The sequence below is a fragment of the Ghiorsea bivora genome, assembly GCF_000744415.1.
Taxonomy (GTDB): domain Bacteria; phylum Pseudomonadota; class Zetaproteobacteria; order Mariprofundales; family Mariprofundaceae; genus Ghiorsea; species Ghiorsea bivora.
In genome coordinates, this window is record NZ_JQLW01000009.1 from 130602 (window position 1) to 150386 (window position 19785).

Sequence of the window (19785 nt, forward strand, 5' to 3'; positions counted from 1 at the left end):
GCTAACATTAAAGCTTTAAGGGTTAGGGTCAATGCTGCCCAATCAAAACGGCACACGGACAGCCCTACACAACTCTTTTACATAAGGTGCGCCAAGCTCAAAATAACCCATCACTATGTCCGCAAAGTCTTCTTCCAATACCAATTCAGGTGGAATATCCGCAATCGCGATAAAGTCTTTACGTTTTAATTCTTCAATCATGGGGTGGTCTAAGGGATAACCTTTGGGCGCGCGTTTTAAGGATTCACCACTAAGCTTAAAATGTTTAAGGAATTTCTCATCACTTTTTGCATCCAGCCAGCTTTGGGGAAATGTATCAATATGCTGACGAATCATTTTTAGGCCGTCTGCATGCGGGCTCCACTTGCCGACACCAATAAATACACGACTGGGCTCAATATGCACATAAAACCCAGGTGCATGCACATCTTTGCCCTGCTCATGACGAAACTGAATACCTATGTTCGTTTTATACGGTGTTTTATTTTTAGAAAAACGCACATCACGGTACACCCGCATCAGCGAACCACCCATATTACTGGCTTTCGCCATAAAATGTGGCGACAGCTTCTCAAGGTTGGGTGCAACTGCTTCTATAAATGAAAATGCAGGCTCACGTACACATGCCTCATATTCATCTTTATGCTCATTAAACCAGTCGCGGTTATTATTCTCCGACAACTGCCGTAAAAATAAGAATGTGTCTTCACCAAATGCCATCGGATACCTCAATCACGCAGAATATTGTTGCAATCCTGTTTTAGAGCAAAGAAAGCGCGCGCAGCTTACGAGTTGTAAGTGAGCACGCTTGATGCAGCTATGGAATAGAATTGGGACAATAGGCAAGTGATTAGACTATCATACCTGCGCCGACTGTATTGTTTGTGAATGCGTCGATGATAATAAATGAACCCGTTGCTCTATTATCTTGATACGAATCACAGTTTAACGGCTGTTGTAATTTGAATGTAATCTGACCAATTTCATTCATCGCCAATGCATCGGCATCTTGCTTCTCAAGCGAATGAATATCACGCTTGAAGTCCACATTATCCACCAAGGCTTTGACTTGACGTGTTGTATGTTTAATCACGTATTTTTTGCGTTTTTCTAATGGTTCATCACCAATCCAACACACATTAGCGGTTAATGATTTCTCACCTGTGGTTTCCTCACCTGTATGCACCAACATATCACCACGTGAAATATCAATATTATCATTCAGCGTTAAAGTAATACTTTGTGGCGCAAACGCTTCTTCTAAATTACCATCAAAGGTGACAATTTCTTTCACCGTAGAGCTTAGGCCTGATGGCACCACTGAAATTGCATCACCAACTTTAACTGTTCCCGATGCAATCGTACCCATAAAACCACGATAATCAGGCAAATCTGCTGTTTGTGGTCGATTGACCAACTGCACAGGCATACGGAAGGGTTTTTCGTCCAAATCATCCAACACAGACAAAGACTCCAAAGTCTCAAGCAATGTATTGCCCTCATACCAATCCATATGATTACCACGTATGGTCACCATATCACCCGTAAGTGCTGACATGGGTGTACAAATCAAATCTTTAATGCCTTGTTTGGCACAATATTCATCCATTTCTTCACGAATTTTCTCAAAAGTAGCTTGGTCATAATCCACCAAGTCCATTTTATTCACCGCCACAATCAAGTGCGGGATACCCAACAAACCCAAAATATGGGTATGACGTTTGGTCTGCGCCAACACACCATGACGTGCATCAATCAAAATAATCGCAGCATTGGCAGTGGATGAACCCGTCACCATATTACGCGTATATTGTTCATGCCCTGGGCAATCTGCCATAATAAATTTACGTTTGGGCGTAGCAAAATAACGGTATGCCACATCAATGGTGATACCTTGCTCACGCTCGGCTGAAAGACCATCGGTCAACATCGCCAAATCAATTTCTGCAGCTGAAGAAATAGTGGTTGTACCCTTCTTCTTACGCACAGCCATCAATTGATCTTCAAATGCACCCTTGGTATCAATCAGAAGACGACCAATCAAGGTTGATTTACCATCATCCACACTGCCCACTGTCACCAAACGCAGCAGCTCAATTTCTTTTACGATGTCAAAATTTGCTTTAGTCATTTTTTCTTTCCTATTTAATCCACTAAAAATGATTCAGATTGCTTCTCAAGCGTTCAAGAGCAAAGCAAGCAAGCGTAGTGTGCTTTTGCACATAAGCATACTTGATGCTGCTATTGGATGCTTAAAAGGTGATATGCATTATTTTTCTAGAAGTAACCTTCTTTTTTCTTGTCTTCCATACTGTTAGAACCATGATCAATAATACGTGTTTCTCGCTCAGAACGACGCGATGCTGCTGCTTCAATCACAATTTCATCCATATTCGTTGCATCAGAACGCACCGCACCTGTACATGGGCTGCAGCCCAAGGTACGGAACCGTGACATGATCATTTTCGGTTCTTCACCTTCTAGGTACTGATCTTTATTTTCTTCATAATACGGAATCAGCATGTTACCACGTTCAATCATAGGGCGTTCTTTGGCAAAGTATAAAGGAACAATGGGGATATTCTCTTCGCGGATATACGACCAAATATCCATTTCTGTCCAATTGGAAATTGGAAATACGCGCACCGATTCACCATCATGAATCCTACCATTATAAATATTCCATAACTCAGGACGTTGGTTTTTCGGATCCCACTGACCAAATTCATCACGCATAGAAAATACACGTTCTTTAGCGCGTGATTTTTCTTCATCGCGGCGTGCACCACCAAAAGCGGCATCATACCCACCTTCTTCCAAGGCTTCTAACAATGCTCCAGTTTTTAATGCGCCACAACACCTAGCTACACCAAACTCTTTAGGGTTCATACCCTTAGCAATCGCGTCTTCATTGCGGCGTACAATTAAATCAGCGCCAATTTCTTCACAAAAATTATCACGGAACTCATACATTTCCTGAAATTTAAAACCCGTATCCACATGCAATAGTGAAAAAGGCAAAGGCGCTGGGTAAAAAGCTTTACGCGCCAAATGCACCAAAACTGACGAATCCTTACCCACCGAATACAACATCACTGGATTACGAAACTCAGCTACCACTTCACGAATAATGTGAATCGATTCTGCTTCCAACGCTTTAAGTTGGGTTAACTTATGTTTACTCATCTCTACCTCAATTACTTCTTGATAATCACGCGGTGTTTAGCATCACCCACTGCTTCAATGGATAACACTTCAAACCCTTGCTCTTCGCAAGAGGCAGGAACATTTTGCAAGGGTTCACCTTCATTCAAAATAACTTCTAACTCTTGACCTTTATCCATCTTGGCTAATTGTAGCTTCACTTTCACAAAAGTCATGGGACAAGTCTCATTGGTAATATCTAAAAAATTCATAACCTTTCTTCCTATACAAAAATAATGTGTCCATTTTCTGATTCATTGAGGAAGGTGGCAACACCCACTACATCTTCAACTTCTTCAATCAAATCATCTCGCTCCAATTCTAAAATATGCAATGCCATTTCACATGCCAACAAACGAATACCAAGCGCATGTGCTGCTTCAATCAGCTCTGGCAAAGTCGCCACATTATGTTTTTTCATCATGCTGGTCATCAAGCTGGGGCTAGCACCACCAAAGTTCAAACGTGAAAGCGGAAGTTTATTGCGTCCACCCAATAAAAAGTTAAATACTTTAGCCAAAATGCCTTTACCCAAGGCTTTACGCCCAAAATCTTTCTTGAGCACATTTAAACCCCAGAAGGTAAAAAACATGGTTACTTTTCGATTGGTTGCCGCAGCCCCAGTCGCCATGACAAATGCAGCCAATATTTTATCAAAATCACCACTGAAACATACAATGGTTAAGTCTTTCTTATCTTGTTTGGCTTCTTCTTTTTCACTCATTTCAATCTCCTACTTCTTGATCGGGTTGGCATGCAAACCACATTCTGCCACCGCATCTTCTTGCTCCCACCACCAACGCCCAGCTCTAGGGTCTTCTCCCACCGATATAGCACGCGTACACGGCGCACAACCAATCGATGGATAAAATTGATCATGCAGCGCATTATAAGGCACATCATGACTTTTGATATAATCCCACACATCTTGCGCTGTCCACATGATAAGAGGATTAAATTTCTTAATACCAAATGCCTGATCATCTTCCACAGCATGCATATTTGCTCGTGAATCAGCTTGTTCTTGTCTAAGACCTGTCACCCATGCTTGCGCGCCACTTAAAGCCCGCTTTAAAGGTAAAATTTTACGTACATGGCAGCATAACTTACGTTTTTCTACCGAGTCATAAAACAAATTCACACCGTCCTGTTTAATCATCTTTTCCACTTCTCTTGCATCTGGAAAGTATATGTCGATATCTAAGCTGCTTTTCTTACGCCATATTTGCATCACATCATAGGTTTCTTGTGGCAAACGACCTGTATCCAAACTGATAACCCGAATCGGAATATGATGTTTATCCAGAAGGTCTAGTAACACCACATCTTCCGCACCAAAACTACAGGCAAATACAACATCACCAGCATAGTCTGCTACCGCCTGTTGCAACAATCCTAATGTATACTCCACCTTATCAGCCAATATATTCATTTTTCACTCCCAACATCAATAATAAAACCCTATCACTGGCCACCAATATTTTATGACCACTAAAAACATAAATAACGCTGTTAGTGATAAAATCGTACCATATTTAAGCATGTGTATAGGATTCACATAACCACTGGCATAAATCATAGCATTGGGTGGTGTACCCATGGGTAACATAAAAGCAAAACCTGCAATAATACCTATTGTTAGCGCAATCACTACTGGTTCTATGCCCACAGCAGCGCCAACAGGCATGGCAATCGGTAAAACAATCGCTACAGCCGCTGCATTACTCACACTTTCCGTGAATAACAGTGTAATCAACACCAATAAAGCGATGAGTGCTAAACCCATCATGTCACCAGGAATAAGTGTATGCGCCAACCATGTTGCGGCACCTGTATCTGACAATGCTTTACCAATAGCAATCGCCCCACCATACATCAACACTACACCCCACTGCACATGGGTTTCCACTTGTTTCCAATCCACCAATCGTAAAGCAAACATCAACACTACACTAACCAGTGCAATACTCGCTAGCGCACTGGCATGTCCTGCAAACAACCATGCAATCACAGTACCTAACATTAAAAAGCTCATCATCCAGCCTTTAAAGGTTAATACACCCATCTCCAATCGCCTTTCAGCAAACTTATCTTGTACCACTTGCATATCCAGCTTCACACGCGACACCATGCGTAACAAAAGTATTGCTGCCACACACAACACACCAATCACCAGCGGCAAAGCTGCCAAGCTCCATTGCATAAATGAAAAGCTTTCACCTGTTAACTCACCAAGCAAAGCCAAAGCCAATGGTCCTCTAGCGCCACCCAACAAGGTTGCCACACCACCAATAATTGCCCCCCATGCCAAGGCAAAAAATATAGCTTGTGCGTAAACATGACCTTTCCGCAAACCCAATGCTCGCACAATTTCCCATGCTATAGGCAAAAACAGAGCTGCCACTGCATGTTCAGGCATCACAAATGCCATCAATGCAGGCAAAAATAACATCACCATCAATAAACGTTTGGAACTACCACCTGTTTTTTTCAACACAAGCAATGCCAAACGTTCGGACAAACCACTCTGCATCACACCCGCAACCAGCATAAAGGCACCCAAAATAAAAAATACTGCTGGGTTACCAAAAAATGCAAACACAGCACTTGCAGGCAATACCCCCAAAACAGGTAACAAGGCCAGCCCCAACAATGAAGTAATAGGCAAAGGAAGCAGCTGAGTTACCCATAATACCAAACACAATAAAAAGACCAGCAACGCATAAAAAGCAGAAGTACTCAACCCTTCAGGCGCGCCACTATATACCCCCCAAACAAACGCTATAGCCAACGCCATTAGCGCCATAAAAGGTGCTATTTCCGTAAATAACAACCGGTGGATGGGTTGCGTTTGCCTGCCTTCCTCTTTGCGCCTTAAGTGGCGTCGAAGACCATCTAACCAACCATCAACCTTACGCCCCAAAGGTGAGGTGCTCCAGCGTGTTGCTAAAGTTGCAGTACGGCTGCTATCTAACACACCACTTTCCATAGGGGTTAAAACACGCCCCATATCTCTTAATCGATGTGAAGGTATATTAGAAGTTTCCAGTAATGCATACTGCTCTAATAACGCAGCTTCGATATCATCTAGCGTAGAAATGTTTTGGTGTTCCAATGGGGTATTGGGCAGTGGTCGAAATGGAATCAATAAAGGTACAATGCCTTTATCCACCAGTACCTTCATACCATCAACTGTCGATGCCACAGGCTCTAAACCTACAATCAAGTGGCTCACCACAGTACCTGGTCTAAAAATACGCCGTGCATATTCTAAAGCTTTAAGGATTACATCTTGTCCGCCCTGCTTGGCTTTACCTGGGCAAACTTCTTTAAAGCGCGTGGCATCAAAAACTTCCAAGTTGCAGATGAAAATATCCAAACCCGCAGCATAAAGCGCATCAATCACGGACAAATCTTTAGGTGCAACGGTTTCTAAAGCAATCTGTCTATGTCCCAAGTGTCGACGTAGTAATGCAATCACTGGCAATAGTTTGGATAAACCCACGTCAGCAGTAGGTGAAAAACCATTGTATAAATACACCGTATCAATATCGCGCTCAGCCAAAGCAGCCAGCACTACTTCTACCAGCTCTAAAGGGTCTCGCAGTGGTGGTTCTGCTTCATTCAACATAGAGTCATACTGACAATATGCGCATGCATCACTTTTATTAGCAAAAAATCCACAGCCCATAAATGGTTGTAATATTAGAAGCTTATCATGCAAAGAGGCAAAACTACCCATACGTGAACCCTTACGCGTACGTTGTTTATAAAATGCGGGGGCTTCTATTAATTCTACGACCTCTTGTTCACCACCACATGCTAGCACAGCCTTGTTTCCATCTACGGAAAGCAGTGAAAAACCACTGTCTTCCGTATAAGGCTGCCCCACAGGCACAGAGCAAAAGTGCCCCGATGGTAACCGTAAATCCAACACCGTTTCTGCACCATTGGTTTGTGCAAGCCAACGTGAAGCTTGAGGCAAACCATTGGGCAATGCCAAACCTCGACTCACCAAAGAAAGCTTAGTTCGCCCAGGGTTAGAGAATGGGTGTAGGTCGTCAGTCATTGTGGTTAAGTAGTTTTTTCAACCACAATTTGCCATTGCGTATCTGAGATTTGTTTTTTCTCTAACACGCTTTGCCCTTGCTCCTCTAAAGATAACGGTACATTTTCAATGGGTTCACCATCATCCAAAATTACAACGAGACGAGCACCCATAGGCAAGCTCGCCAACTTAATTTTTGTTTTGACAAAATTCATAGGGCATGCAACACCAGATAAATCTAATGTTGTTACTTCTTCATCACTTACAACTTTACCAGCATCTTGTTCTGAAGTCTCGCTACTTTCAGGCACTGCAGCAAAACGTTTTTCAGCCAAGCTTACAAAAGCTGATTGCGCTTCTTTGAGTTTGGTCACACCAGATGCTGGATCAGACAAATCAATACTCATCATAGCTGCTTGCACAGCATTGTAATACTTCATCAATTCTGTATCTGTTGCTGCATTTGCAAGTAATAAACCAAACACTTCTGCATCATCTTCAGGCGCTTCGCCGTAAGCAACCAAAAATGCACGTACTGTTGAAACCAAAGAGCGTTTAAGTGCTGTTTGTGACTCCGCCCAGAACATGGCATCGGCATGCGCTTTGGCAATCATTAACTCATACTCTGCTTCAGATATCAATGCATCGGACATGGATAACACAGCACCTGCACACTCACCTTTTTTATTGCCCTTGGTATTAAATGCTTCATTTTCTGACCAGTCATAAATCAGACCGTCCACTTCGCCTGCATCAGCCTTGTATGGAGCCAATATCTCAGATAAACCTTCTTTACCCAAACGTTCTGCCCAGTCATGAACCGATTCATCACCTTTACGCCCATCTTTATAAGCTTGAAGTACGGCAATACCCGCTTCTGGCGCATGTTTGGCAGGCACCCAGTCTGAGGCAAAAGAAAAGGATCCACCCGCCACACCCGAGCCACCCACATGCAACTGGTAATGTGGTACAGGTTGCCCTGCAACTTTTTTCGCCATGCCGTGAAAACCCAAATCAGCAATATGATGGCGGCCACATGAATGCTGGCAGCCTGATGCTTTAATCGTAATACCAGCCAACGCACTATCTTGTTTTAAATCTACCATCAAAGGCTGCAAAGCTTGCGCCAAACCACGGCTGGAAGTAATACCCAAACGACATGTTTCTGTACCTGGGCAAGCTGTAATATCCGAGATACCTCGTGCATAAGATGTGCGGAGATCGGCATTACCCAACACTTCAACCACATCATCCACTTTTTCTGGATTCACATCCACAATCACTAAACCTTGCTCTGTAGTCACACGCAATTCATTGCTTCCACCCAAGCGTGCAGCTTGAGCTACAGCGCGACATTGCAAGGGAGTTAAATCACCGCGAAAAACATTTAAAAGGATTGATGTTTTGCCATCATGTTGCGCAACAATACCGCTTTCAGAAAAAGGCATATCACCTGTTGGCAAACGCCAGTTGGTACCTTCAAATACCACATCAGGTAATGTACCTTCAATCACCGCACGCTGTTTCTTGTATTCTTCGATAAACCCTTCTTCGCCTAATTTTTGTGCCACATATTTCAGGCGCGCACGGGCTCTGCGTTTGCGGTCAGAATATTTAAAATGCATACGCATCAAAGCTTCACCCACAATCAACACATCAGATTCTTCAATAAAATCTTCTAACTTGATGGCTGGCATAGGTTGCGAGGACAAACCACCTGCCGCCCACACTTCAAAACCTGCTTTTCCATTTTGGTGTTTCGCAATATAACCCACATCATGCATACCAGCCAAACCACAGTCAGTAGCACAACCTGAGAAAGTCACTTTGAATTTACGTGGAAACTGTTGCGCCAGCGGGTGTCGTAAAAAATATTCAGCAAACTTACGTGCATGAACTGTCACATCCGCATGTTCAGCAGGACATTTTCCTGCCAAGAAACAAGTGGACACATTGCGCACGGTATTCCCACAAGCTTCACGTGTCGTAATACCTGCTTCATCCATTTTGCGCAGAAAAGGTACCACATCTTTAAGTGCCACAAAGTTTGCCTGAATATCTTGGCGTGTGGTGATATGCGCAACTTTTTCAGGCGCTTCTTTTAGTGTTCCATCAGTAGGCATCGCCCCTGCATATAATTCTGCACACTCACCCATGACTTCCAATTGCGCAGGCGTTAATACACCGCCAGGGAATTTGGCACGAATCATTTGTACACCTTCTTGGCGTTGACCATACACACCCATCTGCAAGCGGAATGGGGTAAACCTTTCTTCGGGCATCGTTCCAGCCTTAAATGCCTTATAACCTGCTTCAAATTCGTCCACATCTGTGGTTTGTGCAAAATCAAATGTACTCATCTTTTTTACCTCTCATTCCTACTCAAGTTTACACGAAAACTTAAGCACAAGCATCCTGCACGCAGAAAGTCATTTCTACGCTTTTCATGCATTAAATTACTTTAAAGCTGTTGTCTTAGTTATTCGCCAAACTTCAATTCACAAGCTTGTTCATAAGTGACCAAATCTGTAATCGTTGGATTCTCACCACACAATGGACATTGTGGATCTTTACGAAGTTTAAGCTTCTTCCATTCCATACGTAAGGCATCAAAAGTCATCAACTTACCTGATAATGATTCACCAATACCCAACAATTCTTTTACGGCCTCTACAGCTTGAATTGTACCCACAGCGCCTGCAAGCGCACCCAAAATACCCGCTTCAGAACATGATGGCACCAAACCTGTTGGTGGTGGCTCTGGATACAAACAACGGTAACATGGCCCTTCTTTATGCACATGGGGTTTATAAGTCGCCACTTGCCCTTCGAAACGGAACATCGCGCCAGAAATCAAAGGTTTCTTTTCAAAATAACATGCATCATTCACCAAAAAACGCGTTGGGAAGTTATCACAGCCATCAATGATTAAATCGTATTCAGAAATAATGTCGCGAATATTTTCTTCAGTTACAAAATAGTTATACACATTCACTTTCACATCAGGGTTCAGCTCTTGCATGGTTTGTTTGGCTGATTCCACTTTAGGCATACCAACGCGTTTGGTATTGTGAATAATTTGGCGCTGTAGGTTTGAAGAATCCACAATATCTGCATCAGCAATACCAATCGTACCCACGCCTGCTGCTGCCAAATAATAGGCTACAGGCGAACCCAAGCCACCAGCACCAATCATAAACACTTTAGACTCAAGCAGTTTACTTTGCCCTTCAGCACCTACTTCTGGCAGGATAATATGACGCGAATAGCGTTCAATTTGTTCTTCTGTAAAATCAATCATGTTAACCCTTAAACCTCAATATTCTTAAATAAATCTGTACTCATATACCGCTCTGCCATGGATGGTAGAATCACAACAATACGTTTTCCCTTCATCTCACCCTGAGCCGCTACACGTAATGCTGCAGCAACTGCTGCACCTGAAGAAATACCCCCCGGAATACCTTCTTCATCTGCCAAACGACGTGCCATGGCAAAAGCATCATCATTGCTCACCTGCTCCACACTATCCACAATATCCCTATTCAAGTTCTTAGGGATAAAACCAGCACCAATACCTTGGATTTTATGTGGTGATGGTTCACCACCTGAAAGCACTGGTGAGTCTGATGGTTCTACCGCAATCGCTTTAAAATCTTTATTGCGTGATTTTAATACTTCTGCAACACCAGTGATTGTACCACCAGTACCCACACCTGCGACAATCGCATCCACATTACCACTACAATCTTTCCAAATTTCTTCAGCCGTGGTTTGGCGGTGAATTTCAGGATTCGCTGGGTTATCAAATTGTTGCGGCATAAAACCATTCTCAATCGTTGTAACCAACGCTGTAGCCTTGGCAATTGCACCCTTCATACCCAGCGACGCAGGTGTTAATACCAATTCAGCCCCGAGCAACTTCAAAAGCTTACGGCGCTCTATACTCATTGACTCAGGCATGGTTAAAATACATCTGTAACCTTTCGCACGAGCCACAAATGCCAATGCAATGCCAGTATTCCCTGAAGTTGGTTCTACAATCGTACCACCATCTTTAAGTAGGCCTTTGGCTTCAGCATCTTCAATCATGGCTTTACCAATACGGTCTTTGACCGAATTCAGCGGGTTAAAAAACTCACATTTCACCAATATTTCAGCATCCAAGTCTGCACCAATGCGATTCAAACGAATCAGTGGTGTATTGCCAACGGCTTCTGCTGCATTGTTATAAATCGCCATAACCTACTCCTTGCCCAAGCTTGAAGAATTAACCTTCAATAATACCCTGCTCAATAGGCTCCACATGTATACCATCTTGTGCTTCAAGCCACTTCACAGCAGCTTCAACCACTTCTGTTTCACCTTCAATTTCAAGTCCAACCAAACCCATATCTTCTTTGACTTCCGCTGTACGAATATTGGTGATAACATCAAATTCTTTCGCCAATTTCCAAATCACTGGTTCAGTTACTTTTTCTTTGTCAAAATTCAAATACACACGTAATTTCATATCATCCACCTATTCTAAAGTTATATTTTTGTTCTCATGCAAGGCATGGTAAGTGCGAGAAGGCCAGCATACTTTTCTAATATGTGAGCATCACAGCACTTATCTTAACGCCGCAATGGGATAAAAAGATAGCTTTAGTTTAGCAGCCACCAGCGATGGCGGGCACGATGGATACTTCATCATTATCCTTAAGCGCCGTATTACGACCGTCTAGAAAACGCACATCTTCGTCATTCAAATATACGTTTACGAAACGACGAATTTCACCGTTATCATCACACAAACGTTCTTTCATACCTGGGTGTGCTGCTTCCAAGTTATCAATCAACTCACCAATCGTTGTGCCTTCAATTTTCACTTCATCTGCACCACCGGTAAGTTTACGTAGTGGGGTTGGGATACGAACTGCTACTGTCATGTTATACTCCTATCAAAATATTATTAACTTTACTTTAAACCTCAGCATGAAGTATTTATTACGAGTGCAAATGCAAGGCGTGCAGTGTGCGTATTTGCACATGAGCACCTTAATTGCAGCAATCGCTCAAATATACATGCTGACTTATTTCACGCCGTCGGCTTCTGCCAATACGTCGAACTCTTTTAAAGATGCACCAATCACGCGTGGTTTCGCCACTTCATTGATGACTGCTTCCTGTGTCTTCAAACCATTACCCGTAATACAAATTACGATGGACTCATCTTTAGGTAGCTTACCTGATTCAAGCAATTTAATGGTACAACCCAAAGTCACACCACCTGCAGTTTCTGCAAAAATACCTTCCGTTTCTGCAAGTAACTTCATCGCATCAATGACTTCTTCATCACTCACGTCTTCACACCAGCCACCACTTTCTTTAATCACACGGTTGGCATAAAAACCATCTGCTGGATTACCAATCGCCAAAGACTTGGCAATGGTGTCTGCTTTCACAGGATGAATCATATCTGTACCATCTTTCACTGACTTAGAAATCGGTGAACAGCCTGTAGCTTGTGCACCATAAACCGCGGTACCATTATCTTCAATCAAACCAAGTTTGATAAATTCCTTGATGGATTTATCAATTTTGGTGCAAAGTGAACCGGATGCCATAGGCACAACCACGTGTTTTGGTGCTTTCCAGCCCAATTGCTCCATGATTTCATAACCCATAGATTTAGAACCTTCCGCATAAAATGGACGCACATTCACATTCACAAATGCCCAACCATATTTACCTGCCACTTCAGAACACAAACGATTCACATCATCATATTGACCTTTAATACCAATAATATTGGTGCCGAAAATACCTGCACCCAGCACTTTACCTTGCTCCAAGTCTTCTGGAATAAATACATACGACTCCAAACCTGCTGCTGCCGCATTCGCAGCCACAGAACCCGCAAGGTTACCCGTGGATGCACATGCCACAGTTTTAAAACCAAACTCAACAGCTTTGGATAATGCCACTGCCACCACACGATCTTTAAATGATAATGTTGGATAACAAACCGAGTCATTTTTAATATAAAGCTCTTTCACGCCCAAAGCTTTGGCAAGACGATCCGCTTTCACCAATGGTGTAAAACCATTGTTTGCGCCCACTTTTGGTTCACCATCAATCGGCAAAAGCTCTTTATAACGCCACATATTTTGTGGACGTGACTCAATCAACTCGCGGGTAAATTTACCCTCAAGCTTTTCATAATCATAAACCACTTCCAATGGACCAAAACAAAACTCACAAACGTGGGTCGGTTCAATCGGATATTCTTGACCACACTCGCGGCATTTAAGGGCTCGAACTATACTTTCACTCAATGTTATCTCCTGTGCAAAAAAGCGTCCTTCTTTGCGGAACATTATTCTTTCTTTTAATCAAACTTTTTATACGGAATCCGAAAACAAAAAAACCCTCGCGATAAGCGAAGGTTGAAAGAAAACGCACGTAGGGTGCAAATAAACTCACAACCCGAACATCATCGCTCCTAGAATGTTTATTCATAACCAAACTAGGCAGGCATTGGCACCATTCCTTCTCGCCCTATCTCCTAGGATAAAACTTGAGGCGGTTGCCGCAGTATCAACGGGCCTGTAACCCTACACTGCTCTGGATAAAATCGGATCCAATATGTAACGCCGAATTATCGGTAGTATTTTTTAAAACGCAAGCAAAAAGATTTGTCTTATAAATTTCGGTAAATTGCAAGGCTAGCTTCGGATTTATTCAGCGCATAAATATGTAAACCTGCAACATCATTTGCCAATAAGTCTTGGCATTGTTTGGTAGCAATCTCTATACCCATTTCTTTGACCGCACCCAAGTCATCTTTGATGGGGCTCATTTGTGTATGCACCCAATCAGGGATACTCGCTCCACACATGGCAGAAAAACGTACAATTTGTTCATAGTTGGCAATGGGCATAATGCCCGGGATAATCGGAATAGTGATACCCAACTTTTCTGCTTGCTCACAAAAACGGTAATAATGGTCATTATCAAAAAAGTATTGGGTAATGGCAGCAATCGCACCTTCATCTTGTTTCATTTTAAGGTATTTCAAATCATCTGCCACACCACCCTTAGATTCGGGGTGACCTTCAGGATAAGTGGCAACAGCAATAGAAAAAGCTTGCTGCTCACGTACAAACTTCACCAAATCCGTAGCATAAGCAAAACCACCTTGTACTGCCTGAAAGCTATCTTGCCCTTCGGGTGCATCACCACGCAATGCAAGGATATTCTTCATCCCCGCTGCTTTGTATTGATTAAGCAATGCAGCCAAGTCAGCCTGCGTTGACCCTACACAAGTTAAATGTGCCATGGGCTCCAAAGTCGTTTCTTTTTTAATACGTTCCACAATACGAAGCGTGCGATCTTGGGTGGTACCACCTGCCCCATAAGTCACTGAAACAAAAGCGGGGTTTAAGGGTGTTAACTCTTGAATACACTGCCACAGGTTTTGCTCACCTTGATCTGTTTTCGGCGGAAAAAACTCAAACGATATCGATGGTTCACCCGCTTTCTTTTTTGCTGCCAATATATCTGCTAATAACATGTATCTACTATAACCTTGGTACTGTCACGCCGCGTTGTTTCATGTATTTACCTGCACGGTCTGCATAAGAGGTTTCACATTCTTCATCCGATTCAAAGAATAAAAATTGCGCCACACCTTCGTTGGCATAAATTTTAGCTGGCAATGTTGTGGTGTTAGAAAACTCTAAAGTCACATGCCCTTCCCACTCTGGTTCTAAAGGCGTTACATTTACAATAATACCACAACGCGCATACGTTGATTTTCCTAAACAAATGGTCAACACATTGCGCGGAATTTTTAGATATTCAACGGTGCGCGCAAGGGCAAAAGAATTGGGAGGAATAATGCAAACATCCGACTTGATATCGACAAAACTTTTGTCATCAAAGTTTTTGGGATCAACCGTTGCCGAATGAATATTGGTAAACACTTTAAACTCATCAGAACAACGCACATCATACCCATACGATGACAAACCATAAGAAATCGCACCTTCACCTTTCGCATTCTTCTTGATTTGACCATCCACAAAAGGATCAAGCATACCATGCTCTTGCGCCATTTTACGAATCCATTTGTCTGATTTGATTGCCATGCCTTACCTCTAATGAACTAAAAACTGACTGCGAAACCTGCTGATTTATTTCGCGTTGTCACTCTCTAATCTATTGAACAGCAGAGGACACAAAGTTTCGCAAAGGAATACATTGTAAAAATGTCATGCCGACCAACATGAAGGTATCTAAAATTCCTCAACTTCGTGCAGAATAACAGTCGCTTTGTCCAAGCTATGTCTGACTTAGAACTTATAATTGGCAATCAAATAAGCAAATGCAGCCGAGTCTTTAGCGCCCGTTCTTTCTTGAACTGCGGCACCTGGATTAAAAACAGCATAGTTGGCAACAATCATTAAAGCTTTCATGTTGGCAACTTTATACACAAGCTTCAAATCAATCTCAGTACCCGCATCTGTTTCTGTATAAGCAGCATTGCCTGCATACAACACACCAGTACCCGCAACATTCAACCAATCACCTTGCGCTTTATCCAAAGATAAAAAATGCACATTACCGTGCAGTGTAAGGTGTTGCGTAGGTGAAGTTTTCACCGATAAACGAATATCTTTCATGTTTGCCCAAGAGAACCTATCCATTTCACCATAATGCGCGTGGTTGGTATGGAAGGGAAACACAAAGTTTTTATGCATGGTCACATCTGTATTATCATCACCAGGGCTATAATCATATTCAATACCGAAACGCGTTTTCCATGCATTTATCATATAACCTGCTTTCGCTGCATAGGCAGATGCACGTTGTGATACACCTGTCACCCAAGTTCCACTTTGAAACACAGCTTCTACTGTTGCATCAACAGCACCCCACACGCCAAACCCACGCGTACCATAGGTATTCATATTACGCCCAATACCATCATTATGCTTCCAATTGATAAGGTAGGCATCTGCCCCTGTTTTTTTATTCAAATGATAAGTGCCATATACCCCCGTTAACACCCGCTTATCCCATGTCACCAAAGATGCACCACGTGGTGAAGTACTGCTTGGTGTCATGGCAACAATATCTGCAGGGCTCACCACAAAAGCATCCACCGCAATATCGCCCGATTTATAACCTGCTTTAATACCATCAAACGTACGTGCCACATCTTTCCAACCCAAATGCCCTAATAACCTTTGGTCGCCATACACAAGCTGCTGCCGACCAATACGAACGGAAAATGTACCTGACTCATAACCAAGATAACTTTGCAAAAGGTCAGCTTGAGAGAGCTTTTGCGTGCCCGCTGCAGTAGTATGCTGTGTGATACTAACTGCTTGCGGTTGTAAATAGACAGAGAAGCCATTGTCAAAATCGCGTTTGGCTTTGATATACAACCTTGTATCCAACTCCCAAGCGTTATTATCTACTGAAGAATTAAAATCAAAGTTATCAAACGATTGATAACGCTCACGCAAATCAACCGATGTTTGCCATTCTGATGCCCCAGCTTGCAAACCACCTATCACCAATGAAACCACCATCCATACCACACCCTTTTTCAACATATTAACCCTCTACAACGTTTTCTTTATTTTTCGTAGACTGAGCAAGTCGTATTCCGAATGTTGTTTTGTGCTTTCACTGTGTTCCACAGCATTTCTTCGTGTGACATGCCTAAAATATAGGCTTACATTGATGGATAAATAGCCATAATAGAATAAAGGTTGTTGCAGTAACATGCTTTTGCAGTGGAATGCCGCTTGCTATACCCCTAACAAACAGAATACGGCAAAACAGCCGTTACCTAACAAAGGGGAATAAAACATGTCTTATTTAGAACCATCCGAATTTGTCACCAAAATGGTAGATGCAGGGGAATCCAAAATATTTATGTCTGCCAAGGATACACTTATCCGTGCATTTATGGCGGGTGCAATGTTGGCATTGGCAGCCATATTTGCCATCACCGTTGCCATGAAAACGGGCTCACCACTATTGGGTGCGGTATTGTTTCCCGTTGGTTTTATTATGCTTTATTTGATGAAATTTGATTTATTAACAGGTGTTTTTACATTAGTACCCCTAGCCCTTCTCGATAAAAGACCTGGGGTTGACGTAAAACAAGTCTTGCGTAACTGGGGTTTGGTTTTCCTTGGTAACTTGGGCGGTGCATTGATGGTGGCTTTTGCCATGGCATTTATTTTGACTTACGGCTTTGATACTGATGGTGGTGCAATCGCTGCAAAAGTGGGACATATCGGTGAAGCAAGAACCTTGGGCTACAAATCACACGGTATTGGCGGTTGGTTTACTATTTTCTTCCGCGGTATGATGTGTAACTGGATGGTATCTATGGGTGTGGTTGGTGCCATGATTTCTACATCTGCAACAGGTAAAATGTTAGCCATGTGGATGCCTATCATGCTGTTTTTCTTTATGGGTTTTGAGCACTCCATCGTGAATATGTTCTTGTTCCCATTCTCTATGATTATGGGTGGTGATTTTACATTGGCTGACTACTTGATTTGGAACGAACTTCCAACTGTGTTGGGTAATATCGTTGGTGGTTTTGTATTGGTTGGTTTGCCACTGTATTACACCCACGTTAAAACTTCTCCACAGCGTAACGCTTAACAATTGTTTGAAAGCATCCTTGCTATTGTAGCAGGGGTGCTTTTATCATAAGCCCATGAAACAACTTCAAGTCTCGATAGGTCAACATTCTGATAAAGGTAAAAAACCTATCAACCAAGACTTTCACGGTGCTTATATCCCCAAAGAACCCCAACTAACAACCAAAGGCATTGCCATTGCTTTGGCAGATGGCATCAGTAGCAGCGATGTGAGCCAAATTGCCAGCGAATCTGCAGTGACTGGTTTTTTAGACGATTATTATTGCACTTCCGATGCATGGTCGGTGCATAAATCGGCGCAACAAGTGATTCTAGCCATGAATTCATGGTTGCATGCACAAACCAAACAAAGCCGTTACTGTTATGAAGCCAAAGATAGAGGTTATGTTTGCACCTTTAGTGCTTTAATTCTTAAATCCACCACTGCTTATTTATTTCATGTCGGCGACACTCGCATTTATCATCTACACAATGATTCTTTAGAACAATTAACCCAAGACCATCGCGTGCCTGTATCCCAAGGTAAAAGTTATTTAAGCCGCGCTTTAGGCATTGATTTACATCTTGATATCGACCACCAAAGTGTGCCACTAGCTGAAAATGATATTTTCATCTTAGCCACCGACGGTATTTATGAATTTGTTAGCAACGCTTTCATGACCAAAACCATTGAAGAACACAGTACCGACTTAGATAAGGCAGCCGAAGTCATTTTAAACCATGCTTTGACACAAGGCAGTGATGATAATTTAACCATTCAAATTGTTCGCATTGATATGCTACCCCTACAAGATGCCAAGGAAGTGTATCAGCAGCTCACAGCTCTCCCCTTCCCTCCTGAATTAGAAGCCCGAACGGTATTTGATGGTTATGAAGTGGTGCGTAAAATTCATGCTAGCAGCCGAAGCCATGTTTACCTTGTTAAAGATGTTGAGACAGGCGAACCCGTGATTATCAAAACACCGTCTATCGACCTCAGGGGTGATGCTGCATACTTAGAACGCTTTTTGATGGAAGAATGGATTGCAAGGCGAATCAACAACCCTCATGTGCTCAAGCCTTGCCCACAAAACAGAGCCCATAATTATTTATACGTCGCCACGGAATTTATTGATGGTCAGACCCTCACCCAATGGATGATTGATAACCCCAACCCAGACATGGAAGCCGTGCGTGGTATTATGGAACAAATCGCCAAAGGTTTGCAGGCCTTTCATAGGCTGGAAATGTTGCATCAAGATTTAAGGCCTGAAAATATCATGATAGATAAAACGGGCACAGTGAAAATCATCGATTTTGGTGCAACTCACGTGGCTGGCATTTTAGAAATAACCAACCCCATTCTACAACAACATGTGCTCGGCACAGCCCAATATACAGCACCCGAATATTTCCTTGGTGAGCCTGGAACCCCACGCTCGGATATGTATTCATTGGCAGTGATTACTTATCAAATGCTTTCAGGGCGTTTCCCCTACGGCACAGAAGTTGCCAAGTCGCGCACCAAAAATGCACAGAAGAAATTGGTTTATCAATCGGTATTGGATGATGACAGGGAAATCCCTATGTGGGTAGATGAAGCCATTCGTAAAGCTGTGCACCCAGACCCATATCAACGCTACGATGAAATCACGGAGTTTGTGTTTGACCTACGTCACCCCAACCAGAAGTTTCTCAACAAAACCCGCCCGCCTTTGATTGAGCGAAGCCCTGTTCTTTTTTGGAAATCGGTTTCCTTGGTTTTGGCTTTGATTATTGTGTTTCTTCTTGCTCGCTAGCTTTACTTGTCATTTCGACGGCAGTGAAACGAAATGGAGAAATCTACCATTTCATCACCTAAAGAAACAGATGCCCCCT

The 19785-nt window shown here is 42.7% G+C and carries 18 protein-coding genes and 1 riboswitch; of the genes, 2 read left to right on the forward strand and 16 right to left on the reverse strand.

What is annotated here, in order from left to right:
* Positions 1-42 precede the first annotated feature (42 nt).
* From DM09_RS07835 to DM09_RS07910, 16 genes are all read right to left on the reverse strand, one after another.
* A complete protein-coding gene (locus DM09_RS07835) occupies positions 43-720 on the reverse strand; it encodes a DUF2461 domain-containing protein (RefSeq protein ID WP_038249546.1) in 678 nt (225 codons plus the stop codon).
* Positions 721-850: 130 nt separating this feature from the next.
* Complete coding sequence (gene cysN / locus DM09_RS07840) at positions 851-2131, reverse strand: sulfate adenylyltransferase subunit CysN (RefSeq protein WP_038249550.1); 1281 nt, start codon at positions 2129-2131, stop codon at positions 851-853.
* Between the two features lie 146 nt (positions 2132-2277).
* Positions 2278-3186 (reverse strand): sulfate adenylyltransferase subunit CysD, encoded by a 909-nt coding sequence (cysD, locus tag DM09_RS07845; RefSeq protein ID WP_038249555.1) that lies wholly within the window; start codon positions 3184-3186, stop codon positions 2278-2280.
* 11 nt (positions 3187-3197) lie between these two features.
* The gene (locus DM09_RS07850; protein WP_038249556.1) at positions 3198-3416 is read right to left on the reverse strand and encodes a sulfurtransferase TusA family protein; all 219 of its coding nucleotides are present in this window, start codon (positions 3414-3416) and stop codon (positions 3198-3200) included.
* 11 nt (positions 3417-3427) lie between these two features.
* Entirely contained in the window at positions 3428-3928 is a 501-nt protein-coding gene (locus tag DM09_RS07855) for a DsrE/DsrF/DrsH-like family protein (RefSeq protein ID WP_038249558.1), read from the reverse strand.
* A 9-nt stretch (positions 3929-3937) separates the two neighbouring features.
* Positions 3938-4636: a phosphoadenylyl-sulfate reductase gene (locus DM09_RS07860; protein WP_038249560.1), complete on the reverse strand. Its 699-nt coding sequence runs from the start codon at positions 4634-4636 to the stop codon at positions 3938-3940.
* A gap of 15 nt (positions 4637-4651) precedes the next feature.
* Positions 4652-7273 (reverse strand): DASS family sodium-coupled anion symporter, encoded by a 2622-nt coding sequence (locus tag DM09_RS07865; protein WP_038249564.1) that lies wholly within the window; start codon positions 7271-7273, stop codon positions 4652-4654.
* A gap of 5 nt (positions 7274-7278) precedes the next feature.
* On the reverse strand, positions 7279-9612 hold the full coding sequence (locus DM09_RS07870; RefSeq protein WP_038249566.1) for a sulfurtransferase TusA family protein: 2334 nt from the start codon (positions 9610-9612) through the stop codon (positions 7279-7281).
* A 119-nt stretch (positions 9613-9731) separates the two neighbouring features.
* Positions 9732-10553 (reverse strand): molybdopterin-synthase adenylyltransferase MoeB, encoded by an 822-nt coding sequence (gene moeB, locus DM09_RS07875; RefSeq protein ID WP_038249568.1) that lies wholly within the window; start codon positions 10551-10553, stop codon positions 9732-9734.
* A gap of 8 nt (positions 10554-10561) precedes the next feature.
* Positions 10562-11494 carry a cysteine synthase A gene (gene cysK, locus DM09_RS07880; protein WP_038249571.1) on the reverse strand — a complete coding sequence of 311 codons (933 nt, stop codon included), beginning with the start codon at positions 11492-11494 and terminating at the stop codon, positions 10562-10564.
* Positions 11495-11522: 28 nt separating this feature from the next.
* Positions 11523-11765 carry an NIL domain-containing protein gene (locus DM09_RS07885; RefSeq protein WP_038249574.1) on the reverse strand — a complete coding sequence of 81 codons (243 nt, stop codon included), beginning with the start codon at positions 11763-11765 and terminating at the stop codon, positions 11523-11525.
* Positions 11766-11904: 139 nt separating this feature from the next.
* Positions 11905-12183, reverse strand: a complete 279-nt coding sequence (locus DM09_RS07890) for a ubiquitin-like small modifier protein 1 (protein ID WP_038249578.1) — start codon at positions 12181-12183, stop codon at positions 11905-11907.
* A 144-nt stretch (positions 12184-12327) separates the two neighbouring features.
* The gene (thrC, locus tag DM09_RS07895) at positions 12328-13572 is read right to left on the reverse strand and encodes a threonine synthase (RefSeq protein ID WP_038249813.1); all 1245 of its coding nucleotides are present in this window, start codon (positions 13570-13572) and stop codon (positions 12328-12330) included.
* A 155-nt stretch (positions 13573-13727) separates the two neighbouring features.
* Positions 13728-13872, reverse strand: a riboswitch (SAM riboswitch).
* Between the two features lie 65 nt (positions 13873-13937).
* On the reverse strand, positions 13938-14810 hold the full coding sequence (gene metF / locus DM09_RS07900; RefSeq protein WP_038249584.1) for a methylenetetrahydrofolate reductase [NAD(P)H]: 873 nt from the start codon (positions 14808-14810) through the stop codon (positions 13938-13940).
* Positions 14811-14817: 7 nt separating this feature from the next.
* Complete coding sequence (gene dcd, locus DM09_RS07905; protein WP_038249586.1) at positions 14818-15387, reverse strand: dCTP deaminase; 570 nt, start codon at positions 15385-15387, stop codon at positions 14818-14820.
* A 204-nt stretch (positions 15388-15591) separates the two neighbouring features.
* On the reverse strand, positions 15592-16860 hold the full coding sequence (locus DM09_RS07910; RefSeq protein WP_038249588.1) for an alginate export family protein: 1269 nt from the start codon (positions 16858-16860) through the stop codon (positions 15592-15594).
* 259 nt (positions 16861-17119) lie between these two features.
* Between DM09_RS07910 and DM09_RS07915 the strand changes: the two genes are divergently transcribed.
* Both DM09_RS07915 and DM09_RS07920 read left to right on the forward strand, forming a co-directional pair.
* Positions 17120-17929 (forward strand): formate/nitrite transporter family protein, encoded by an 810-nt coding sequence (locus DM09_RS07915; RefSeq protein WP_038249590.1) that lies wholly within the window; start codon positions 17120-17122, stop codon positions 17927-17929.
* Positions 17930-17984: 55 nt separating this feature from the next.
* Positions 17985-19706 carry a bifunctional protein-serine/threonine kinase/phosphatase gene (locus DM09_RS07920; protein ID WP_038249597.1) on the forward strand — a complete coding sequence of 574 codons (1722 nt, stop codon included), beginning with the start codon at positions 17985-17987 and terminating at the stop codon, positions 19704-19706.
* Positions 19707-19785: the final 79 nt, after the last annotated feature.

Coding starts and splice junctions, on each gene's coding strand:
- DM09_RS07835 (WP_038249546.1), bottom strand. CDS start 720: ATGGCATTTGGTGAAGACACATTCTTATTTTTACGGCAGTTGTCGGAG.
- cysN (WP_038249550.1), bottom strand. CDS start 2,131: ATGACTAAAGCAAATTTTGACATCGTAAAAGAAATTGAGCTGCTGCGT.
- cysD (WP_038249555.1), bottom strand. CDS start 3,186: ATGAGTAAACATAAGTTAACCCAACTTAAAGCGTTGGAAGCAGAATCG.
- DM09_RS07850 (WP_038249556.1), bottom strand. CDS start 3,416: ATGAATTTTTTAGATATTACCAATGAGACTTGTCCCATGACTTTTGTG.
- DM09_RS07855 (WP_038249558.1), bottom strand. CDS start 3,928: ATGAGTGAAAAAGAAGAAGCCAAACAAGATAAGAAAGACTTAACCATT.
- DM09_RS07860 (WP_038249560.1), bottom strand. CDS start 4,636: ATGAATATATTGGCTGATAAGGTGGAGTATACATTAGGATTGTTGCAA.
- DM09_RS07865 (WP_038249564.1), bottom strand. CDS start 7,273: ATGACTGACGACCTACACCCATTCTCTAACCCTGGGCGAACTAAGCTT.
- DM09_RS07870 (WP_038249566.1), bottom strand. CDS start 9,612: ATGAGTACATTTGATTTTGCACAAACCACAGATGTGGACGAATTTGAA.
- moeB (WP_038249568.1), bottom strand. CDS start 10,553: ATGATTGATTTTACAGAAGAACAAATTGAACGCTATTCGCGTCATATT.
- cysK (WP_038249571.1), bottom strand. CDS start 11,494: ATGGCGATTTATAACAATGCAGCAGAAGCCGTTGGCAATACACCACTG.
- DM09_RS07885 (WP_038249574.1), bottom strand. CDS start 11,765: ATGAAATTACGTGTGTATTTGAATTTTGACAAAGAAAAAGTAACTGAA.
- DM09_RS07890 (WP_038249578.1), bottom strand. CDS start 12,183: ATGACAGTAGCAGTTCGTATCCCAACCCCACTACGTAAACTTACCGGT.
- metF (WP_038249584.1), bottom strand. CDS start 14,810: ATGTTATTAGCAGATATATTGGCAGCAAAAAAGAAAGCGGGTGAACCA.
- dcd (WP_038249586.1), bottom strand. CDS start 15,387: ATGGCAATCAAATCAGACAAATGGATTCGTAAAATGGCGCAAGAGCAT.
- DM09_RS07910 (WP_038249588.1), bottom strand. CDS start 16,860: ATGTTGAAAAAGGGTGTGGTATGGATGGTGGTTTCATTGGTGATAGGT.
- DM09_RS07915 (WP_038249590.1), top strand. CDS start 17,120: ATGTCTTATTTAGAACCATCCGAATTTGTCACCAAAATGGTAGATGCA.
- DM09_RS07920 (WP_038249597.1), top strand. CDS start 17,985: ATGAAACAACTTCAAGTCTCGATAGGTCAACATTCTGATAAAGGTAAA.